The sequence below is a fragment of the Oleiphilus sp. HI0117 genome, assembly GCF_001635235.1.
In genome coordinates this window covers 1-8,752 of record NZ_LWGA01000187.1, presented here as the reverse complement: position 1 = coordinate 8,752, position 8,752 = coordinate 1, and the positions used below count along the sequence as shown (strand labels likewise).

The following is an 8,752-nucleotide window of genomic DNA, read 5'->3' as shown; positions in this document are numbered from 1 at the left end:
CTTCATTCAGTGCTATCGCTTCTGAAGGCCTGGTATCACTTGAAAGCCCGTATACAGTGAAGAAAACTGCCGACCGATTTGAATCAATTATTCTGGCGAAAGGTCTAAGTTTGTTTGCAAGAATTGATCACAAGGAAAATGCGGAAAGCGTTAATTTGGCTATGCCCGAGACGGAGCTTATTCTTTTTGGTAACCCAAAGGTAGGAACACCTCTAATGAACTGCGCGCCAGCGGTAGCAATCGATTTACCGCAGAAAGTAATGATTCAAAAGGATAATGATAATAAGGTCAGAATTTCATACAACAATCCGGAGTATTTACAGAAGCGTCACGATATTCAAGGTTGTGACCAAGTCATATCTAAAATCGCCGCAGTACTGAATAAGCTGAGTACCGCAGCAATTAGTCAATAATTTAGCCAGCAAACATAACAACCGCTTCGCCTTCGATCACGGTTTCTCCCTGATCGTTTACACAGAGGGTGCTAAGCGTAATGATGGGCTTATCATTACGTATGTTGATAATCTCTACTGTTGCAGTGACTTCCTGATTAATAAATATTGGTTTCTTGAATTTTAAGTCCTGCCCCAAGTAAATGGTACCTTCTCCGGGCAGGTGTTTTCCTAACAAACCAGAAAAAAGGCTTGAAACAAGCATCCCGTGGACTATTTGTTTACCAAATGGTGTCTTGGCTGCATAGTCGGCGTCAAGGTGGACCGGGTTGAAGTCAAGTGATAACTCTGCAAAAGCATTTACTTCTGCTTCAGAAAAACGTTTGCTGATACTTGCGCTTTGGCCAAGACTAACTTTCGACATACTTGTTTTATTCCCTTAATGCTTGTTGTGAGTGATGAGCCGGTAGTGACTAGCTCGATATTAGTTTGTCTACATTAAAAAAAGGTGACACTGATAGACGTCAAGCCAAGGGTATTTAGCCAATAATATTTTCTTTGAATTGTCGTTGGATTTCTTCGACTAGCTCGCGATTTTTAATTAGTGCATCAACGCATTCCCTATCCAGCTTAGTGCCAGCCATGGCGTCAATTTTTGCGAAAGCATCATCGTTTGACCAAGCTTTTTTATAAGGTCTCTCACTGGTTAGTGCGTCAAAGACATCGGCTACTGCGACAATTCTTGCCTCGATAGGGATATCTTGGGCAACTAGCCCATCAGGGTAGCCGGAACCGTCGTAGGCTTCGTGATGGTGGTGGGCGATATTTTTCAGAATGTCGATGTAGTTGAGGCTATCTAGGCTGAAGTTTTCTAACAGCGTATCGATTAGCTCCTTGCCTTTCTCTGCGTGAGATTTCATGATCTCGAATTCTTGATCATCTAACTTTCCTGGCTTTAAGAGTACAGAGTCGGGAATACTAATCTTGCCAATATCATGCAAAGGTGAGAACAGGAAAATATGCTCGACAAACTGGTCGTCAAAACCATATTTATGCGCCAGCTCGTCAGCGATTAGTCTTGAAAATCGGGACATTCGGTCGATGTGCATTGCTGTTTCAGGGTCACGATGGTGAGTGAAATTCATGGCGCTTCTGACAGTTGCTTGTAAGGTACCTACCACATCTTGTTCATGGGATACCAGAAGAACGAGCATGTGAGCTGTCATATCCAGGTCTACCAAGGTGCTTTCTTCAAAGACGTTTTTTTCGAAGGAGTTAAAAAATATAAAGCCGATAAATTGCCCATCTTGATACATTGGAAATGTATAGCTAGAGCCGAAATGACTCTTTTCTAATACTCTCGTATGGGTATTCTGGCCGTCAGAAAAAATTTCCATATTGTTTACGACTCGTGGATTCCCACTCTTGATTATCTCTATCAGGGAAGGGGCATCGCTTAAACTTGCTTGATAGTGAGTCAAAGGGCTTTCGTGTTCGCTGCTCCAAGCAAAGGTTTTAAGGGTATCGGTTTTCGCATCAAACAAGGCGACGGCGATACGGTCAATATAGTGATGCTGATGTTTTAAGTGCCCATGGAGTAGCCGCAACTTTTCAAGTAAAGGGCTACTGGAGCCTAATTTCTTTAAGGGGTCTTGGTGACTGTATACGCTTGGTTTGTCCATGTTTCATCTTTAGCTCGTTCAAGTCGTTAGTTCTAGTATAGACGAGCTGGGTCAAGCGAAAAGCAAAAAACTAAATTGGTTACAAATCTGAACTTTGTTCCGAGTGGATTTAGCGGCTAAGCTGGTTTATTCTTCGCGTCATATATAGTTTCTTAATAATTTATTACAAAATAACCTAACAGGATGTCAATATGAGTTCGATTCTATCGGGGATGCGAGTGGTTGAAGCCTCTGCATTTGTCGCTGCGCCTCTTGGAGGAATGACTTTAGCTCAACTTGGAGCGGACGTCATTCGAATAGATGCGATAGGGGGGGGGTTGGACTATCGTCGCTGGCCCGTTACAAAAGATAATGTCAGTCTGTTTTGGGCAGGGCTAAATAAATCTAAGCGTTCGGTAGCGATCAACTTTAGGTCTCCAGAAGGTTCAGAACTCGCTAAGCAAATTATAACCGCGCCTGGCAAAGAAGCGGGAATGCTATTGACAAACTTTCCACCTAAGGGTTGGTTGTCTTATGAGGATCTTAAGGCAATTCGTCCAGACATGATACAGCTCACCGTTCAAGGCGATAGGCATGGTGGCTCGGCTGTAGACTATACGGTTAACCCGGCCATTGGCTTACCGTTTTTGACAGGCCCCTCTGATAGTAACTCGCCAACGAATCACGTACTTCCTGCCTGGGATCTGGTGACAGGACAGATGGCTGCACTGGGCTTGTTAGCTGCAGAGCGTCATCGTTATCGCACAGGTGAAGGACAGCACACTAAGATTGCTTTGGCTGATGCGGCCATGGCAGTGATGGGGCACTTAGGATTTATTGCTGAAGCGCAGTTAGGAGAAGAGCGTCCACGTTATGGAAACTATCTCTTCGGTGCGTTTGGACGAGACTTTACGACATCTGATGGCGAGCGTGTCATGGTGATTGGCTTGACCAAACGCCAGTGGAAGTCCTTGTGTATTGCTACAGAAACAGCTGAAAAAATGGACCAGCTAGCGGCAACGCTAGGACGTGATTTTTCTCAGGAAGGTGCTCGCTTTGAGTCTCGTGATGAGATTTCGGCTTTATTTTCTGACTATATTTCTAAGCGCAGTTTTAAGGATATTGAGTCTCGCTTCAATGAAAACGGAGTTTGTTGGAGTAAGTATCAAACGGTTAAGGAAATGGTAGATAGTGACCCGGAATGCTCGCTAGACAATCCAATGTTTAACCAAATTGATCAGCCTGGTGTTGGTTCATTCAGAGCAGCAGGAGCTCCTTGGAACTTCTCGGCATTTGAACGCCAGCCTGCGCAACCGGCGCCAAAACTAGGGCAGCAAACCGATGAAGTGCTTTCTGAAGTGGTTGGTTTGAGTAGTGCTGAAATTGGCCGCTTACACGATGCGGGTATCGTTGCAGGGCCAGAGTAGCGTCTAATCCAAACCTTTTTCCTTAAGTGTGTACTATTGGGGCCAGAGTAAAACAAACGCCTTTACTCTGACCCAATTTGAAGATGCTTATACCCTGTTGTTTCTAAAGAAATTTTATGGACTTCCAGGGGGCATTATTTTTATTCCATAATACTATAAAAATCCTAAGGCGGCTTTGATTCATTCGGCTATATTAGTAGGGATAGTAATACTTATGGAATAGAAAGGAGTCAAAATGCCCCAAGCAGGAAGCGCCCTGGAGCCCTTACACCTATTATTTAAAGAAACATGTATTGACGTTTTCGCAAGCATTCAATGCGAATTGGAAATTGTAGAGTCGGCAAAAGAGGTCTTGGCCCTGCCTTGCGCATTTATCGAAGCGCTTTCCGATGACCTGGAGCTGAAATTACTACTACGAGGCCCTGTCTCCATTCTAAGAGAAACTTATCCAATTAAAGGTGATGCCGAGTTTGTTCAAGCTCATGAGATTGAAGACTGGATTTCCGAATTGGCTAATCGTTTTATGGGGGCGCTCAAAAACAAACTCATCGATTATCAGCACTACCTGCAACTCGGCACCCCTCAAAAGCAGTTTGGCATTCGGCTTGATGAATTGCTTGACGAAGGTTTTTCGATGTTAACGCTTAACTTTCAAAGTGGGCGAGAAGTCTTTGAATGTAGTTTGCACACAAAAGTATTAAATCAAAATTTGTCCTTTGAGTATAAAGAGCCTGAAGCCGATCCTTTTGATGATGGCGAGCTAGAGATGTTCTAAATCTTTCTACAAGAGCTAGCTTTTGTTTCGCGCCGCTATTTTTGCTAAAATGCCGCGCAATTTCCTACATATTGAATTTTTGTGACCTTACTTTATCAAAAGCGTTTGTTCTTCAGGCTTTATAGTTAAGTTAAGGTCATCTAGCTGGTTACTATTCCATGAAAGAATCCTTATTGCTTCGTTTAGACAGTATTTCTGAACGTTACGAAGAATTAGCAGCTCTTATGAGCGACCCTGATGTGATCACAGACCAGAATAAATTTCGCGACTTTTCAAAAGAGTATGCTGAAATTGAGCCGGTTGTGAAATGTTACGCTAGCTACAGACAAGCTCAGGACGACATCGAAGAAGCCAACATGCTGATGAATGATGGTGATGCCGATATGCGCGAGATGGCTCAAGAAGAGCTGAAAGAGGCAAAGTCTTCTTTGGAAACTCTTGATAAGGAGTTGCAGACTCTCTTGTTACCTAAAGATCCGAATGACAAGAATAACGTTTTCTTGGAAATTCGAGCGGGAACCGGTGGTGATGAGGCGGCAATTTTCTCTGGGGATTTATTTCGCATGTATTCTCGTTATGCTGAGAAGAAAGGCTGGAAGGTTGAAGTGGTTAGCGAAAACCTGGGTGAGCACGGTGGTTATAAAGAAGTGATTACACGGCTTGTCGGTGAGGGTGTATATGGGAGCCTGAAGTTTGAGTCAGGAGCTCATCGTGTACAACGTGTTCCAGAAACCGAATCGCAAGGCAGGGTTCATACTTCGGCTTGTACGGTGGCTGTGATGCCGGAAATTGATGCTGTGGATGAGATCGAAATCAATAAGGCTGACTTGCGTATCGATACCTTCCGGGCTTCGGGCGCCGGTGGTCAGCACGTCAACAAAACGGATTCGGCTATTCGTATTACCCACTTGCCAACAGGTGTGGTAGTTGAGTGTCAGGACGAACGATCACAGCATAAGAATAAGGCTCGCGCTCTATCTTTGTTGCAATCGAGGCTACTGACGGCTGAACAGGAAGCGCATGCTCAAGAACAATCAGATCAACGAAAAAGTCTCGTAGGTAGTGGTGACCGTTCTGAGCGAATCAGAACCTATAACTTTCCTCAAGGTCGCATGACTGATCATCGAATTAATTTGACGCTCTATAAGCTAGCTGAAGTTATGGAAGGTGATTTGGACCAGGTGTTACAGCCTTTATTGCAAGAGCATCAGGCTGAATTACTCACTTCTATGGGTGAGTAATAAGTAGATATAGCTTATTGGAGTTTGATATGAGCCATCAACTGACTATTTCAGAGGCGATGGCAAAATCCCTCGAATTGACAAGCAGTTCGGCATCTTTGGATGTTGAGCTGCTCTTATGTCACGTGCTCGATTGCGAGCGTGCTTATTTACGGACCTGGCCTGATAAAAGTCTGGATCAAGACCAAACCGAGCACTTTCTTTCTCTTGTTTCACAACGCCAAAAAGGGCGTCCTATTGCCCACCTAATTGGTCAGCGAGATTTTTGGACTCTAAATTTAAAGGTTAATGAGCATACTCTCATTCCAAGGCCTGATACCGAAGTGCTTGTTGAAAGGGCTTTGAATTTGCCGTTGGATAAGTCCGCCATTTCAGTACTTGATCTCGGAACGGGCACGGGGGCGATAGCCTTGGCATTAGCTAGTGAGCGTCCAGCATGGCAGGTCAATGGTGTTGACCGTTTTCCAAAGGTCATTGAGCTAGCAAGGCAAAACGCAAACTTGAATAGCCTTCCTCATGTTGAGTTCTTCTGCAGCGATTGGTTTTCCGCATTCCGGGAGCAGCGTTTTTCTCTGATTGTTAGTAATCCTCCCTATATCGATGCCAAAGATAAGCACCTGCGTGAAGGGGATGTTCGATTTGAGCCTGCTTCTGCTCTGATTGCTGAAGATCAGGGGATGGCCGATATCAAAAAGATTACGCATGATGCGCGTGAGTTTCTCGAAGCAGGTGGCTGGCTACTTTTTGAACATGGCTATGACCAGGCAGAGCTTGTTAGGTCAGTACTGAAAAAAGCGGGTTATCAGCAGGTCGAGACAAGTAAAGATTATGGCGGTAACGATCGTGTTACCCAGGGCCAATGGACTGGGTAAGACTAGTTTTATATCTGTATAGAGGTGAATTGTGAGCGAGCAGCAAAGTCGCGAAGTTTATCAAGAGTTAAGTGATCCGGAGTTATTGCGATATAGCCGGCAGATCATGTTGCCTAAATTCGATGTTGCGGGGCAGTTGGCGCTCAAGAATGCAAAAGTACTTATTATTGGTGCGGGTGGCTTGGGTAGCCCGGTTGCGATGTATCTTGCAGCAGCAGGTGTTGGCTGCATAACTATCGTTGATGATGACCATGTTGATGTTTCCAACTTGCAGCGCCAAATTCTACATGGCGAAAGCTCGTTAGGAAAAATGAAAGTAGACTCCGCGGCTGAAATGCTTGGCAATATAAACCCTCATGTTGAAGTGAAGGTACTTGCCAAACGTCTGGATGAGGAGGGGTTACGGTCTGCTGTCGCCAGAGTTGACTTGGTTTTGGACTGCAGCGACACATTCACAACTCGATTCTCGGTCAATAGAGCATGTGTCGAAGAAGCAAAGCCTCTAGTGTCTGGTGCCGCGATTCGAATGGAAGGGCAGGTAAGTGTTTTCGATATGCGTGACGATGAAGCACCGTGTTATCAGTGTTTGTATGCTGAAGGGGATGACGAGCAGCTTACCTGCTCAACGTCAGGTGTTATGGCGCCGTTGGTTGGCATTATAGGGAGCATGCAGGCAATGGAGGCTATTAAGGTACTGAGTGGCCTAGGATGTTCTTTAAAAGGGCGCTTAATGATGCTGGATGCTACTTCGATGGAGTGGCGGACGTTGAAACTGAAGAAAGACTCAGGCTGTCAGGTCTGTGGTAAATAAGTAAAACGGACTCTTGATTCGACTCAAGTAAAGCTAGATCAATTTGGTATTTTTAGTGAAAGATATTGCTTAATTACTATTTCCTTCCAATAATGAAAGTATACGGAGGAGTGGAGTGATGAGAGAGATTACATCGAAGCTAGGCTTGCTGGTATTGCTTTTTTCAGTAGGGAACGTTAGCGCAGAGACTCTTAAGTTCAGTTATTGGGATGATGCGAAGCCACCTTTTGTTATTGAACATGATGGTGTAGTCCATTCTGGCATTATCAAAGATCTGGCCGACCAGATTTCTTCCGAAGCGGGATTGCAAGCCGAGTTTGTGAAACTTCCAGTCTTGCGAATTGAGCAACAATTGCAGTCAGGTGACATCGATGTGGATTGTTTGACGAGCCCTATTTGGAAGGAATTACCTTCTTCCTATCATTGGTCCCCTGTTTTATTTGATGGGGCAGACAGATTTCTTGTTCGTCCAGAACTTAGCTTGAAGCTTCATTCATACAATGACCTTAAAGGAACAACTCTAGGAATCTATAACGGTTATGTTTATCACCCTGAAGTGATGAGCCTGATTAAGTCTGGAGACGTAGCGACAATCAAGCTGAAGGGCTTGGAGCATGGGATTCACTTGCTGCAATTGAAAAGGCTAGATGTGCTGATTGATTTCGGGATTTTGCTCAAGTATCAACTTCGAGAAAGAAAATTGAATGAGCAGCTTGTATTGGCCAAGCTGCCTGCAGACGAATATAAACTTCATTGCGCCTATTCAAAACAAATTAAAAATAAGATTGCGCCAAAAACACTCGATATGCTTATTGAAAACCTCGTCAGAACCGGTGAGCTTGATCGAATTCTAAAACGTTATCAGTGATCCACTTCATTAGATAAATTGCTGCTTTATTGGCTTGCGGCATACTGTGTTGATCGAAACTGGCTCAAACTATAATCTCTTGTATAGAATTCAGGGTGAGCTAAGGGCGCTAGTTGGATAGGTAAGGCTACTTTTGCGAGTGACAGGTTTTTCAGCAAGAAAGGGCCTTCTTCCTGAGCGTCATGAATCATTAAGCCATCGAACTCCAAAGGTATCCAATGCTTGCCAGGTGCAAGCTCACCTGAATGTTGGGTTGTGCCAATAGGTGTATTACTGGCGCTATAGAGCGAGGCTTGAAAGTAAAAACGGTTTTTGCTGCTGACGCTAATTTCGGTCTCTATTAATAAATTCCCTTGCGCATTGAGCTTATCTCGAAAGTTTCCGGTCAGCTCTAGAGCCGGTTCTGAAAGAGTGAAAGTAATAGCGTCTGCAAGTTTGTTGGTTTTGTTAACGATTAGTACTTTATATAAACCAGCAATTTTTTCTGCATCAATATCAATTCGATATTCGTAAATGCCGTCCTGATTTTCGTCAGTGAACTCAAACTGTTGCAGGTTCGAGCTTTCATTGTAGATTAGTTGGCCCAGAAACTGGCTTGGAATTGGTGCTTGGTTCGCGTCCTGAAGGCTTGCATAGATGGTTGCTATGTCTCCATGAAGATAGTATTTCTTATCGCTCCAGATTGTTAGTGCAGTATGAGTCTCT

General features: G+C 44.2%; 10 protein-coding genes. 7 read left to right on the top strand and 3 right to left on the bottom strand.

Annotated elements, in window-relative coordinates:
* The coding region (locus A3757_RS02435) for a DUF302 domain-containing protein (protein ID WP_068739116.1) at positions 1-413 on the top strand (413 nt) is incomplete at its 5' end.
* Position 414: 1 nt separating this feature from the next.
* Here the strand turns inward: A3757_RS02435 and A3757_RS02430 are convergent.
* Positions 415-816, bottom strand: a complete 402-nt coding sequence (locus A3757_RS02430) for a MaoC family dehydratase (protein WP_068513786.1) — start codon at positions 814-816, stop codon at positions 415-417.
* A 115-nt stretch (positions 817-931) separates the two neighbouring features.
* Complete coding sequence (locus tag A3757_RS02425) at positions 932-2,074, bottom strand: HD-GYP domain-containing protein (protein ID WP_068513789.1); 1,143 nt, start codon at positions 2,072-2,074, stop codon at positions 932-934.
* A 191-nt stretch (positions 2,075-2,265) separates the two neighbouring features.
* Between A3757_RS02425 and A3757_RS02420 the strand changes: the two genes are divergently transcribed.
* The 6 genes from A3757_RS02420 to A3757_RS02395 all read left to right on the top strand — a co-directional run bounded on the left by A3757_RS02420 (position 2,266) and on the right by A3757_RS02395 (position 8,047).
* Positions 2,266-3,480 carry a CoA transferase gene (locus A3757_RS02420; protein ID WP_068513791.1) on the top strand — a complete coding sequence of 405 codons (1,215 nt, stop codon included), beginning with the start codon at positions 2,266-2,268 and terminating at the stop codon, positions 3,478-3,480.
* 235 nt (positions 3,481-3,715) lie between these two features.
* The gene (locus A3757_RS02415; RefSeq protein ID WP_068513794.1) at positions 3,716-4,255 is read left to right on the top strand and encodes a hypothetical protein; all 540 of its coding nucleotides are present in this window, start codon (positions 3,716-3,718) and stop codon (positions 4,253-4,255) included.
* Between the two features lie 158 nt (positions 4,256-4,413).
* Positions 4,414-5,496: a peptide chain release factor 1 gene (gene prfA, locus A3757_RS02410; protein WP_068513797.1), complete on the top strand. Its 1,083-nt coding sequence runs from the start codon at positions 4,414-4,416 to the stop codon at positions 5,494-5,496.
* 29 nt (positions 5,497-5,525) lie between these two features.
* Positions 5,526-6,368 (top strand): peptide chain release factor N(5)-glutamine methyltransferase, encoded by an 843-nt coding sequence (gene prmC, locus A3757_RS02405; protein ID WP_068513801.1) that lies wholly within the window; start codon positions 5,526-5,528, stop codon positions 6,366-6,368.
* A gap of 31 nt (positions 6,369-6,399) precedes the next feature.
* A complete protein-coding gene (locus A3757_RS02400) occupies positions 6,400-7,179 on the top strand; it encodes a molybdopterin-synthase adenylyltransferase MoeB (protein WP_082870302.1) in 780 nt (259 codons plus the stop codon).
* A 118-nt stretch (positions 7,180-7,297) separates the two neighbouring features.
* Positions 7,298-8,047 (top strand): ABC transporter substrate-binding protein, encoded by a 750-nt coding sequence (locus A3757_RS02395; RefSeq protein WP_068513803.1) that lies wholly within the window; start codon positions 7,298-7,300, stop codon positions 8,045-8,047.
* 26 nt (positions 8,048-8,073) lie between these two features.
* Here A3757_RS02395 and A3757_RS26165 read toward each other — a convergent pair.
* Positions 8,074-8,752: hypothetical protein (locus A3757_RS26165; protein WP_197469667.1), on the bottom strand; the 679-nt coding region annotated here is incomplete at its 5' end.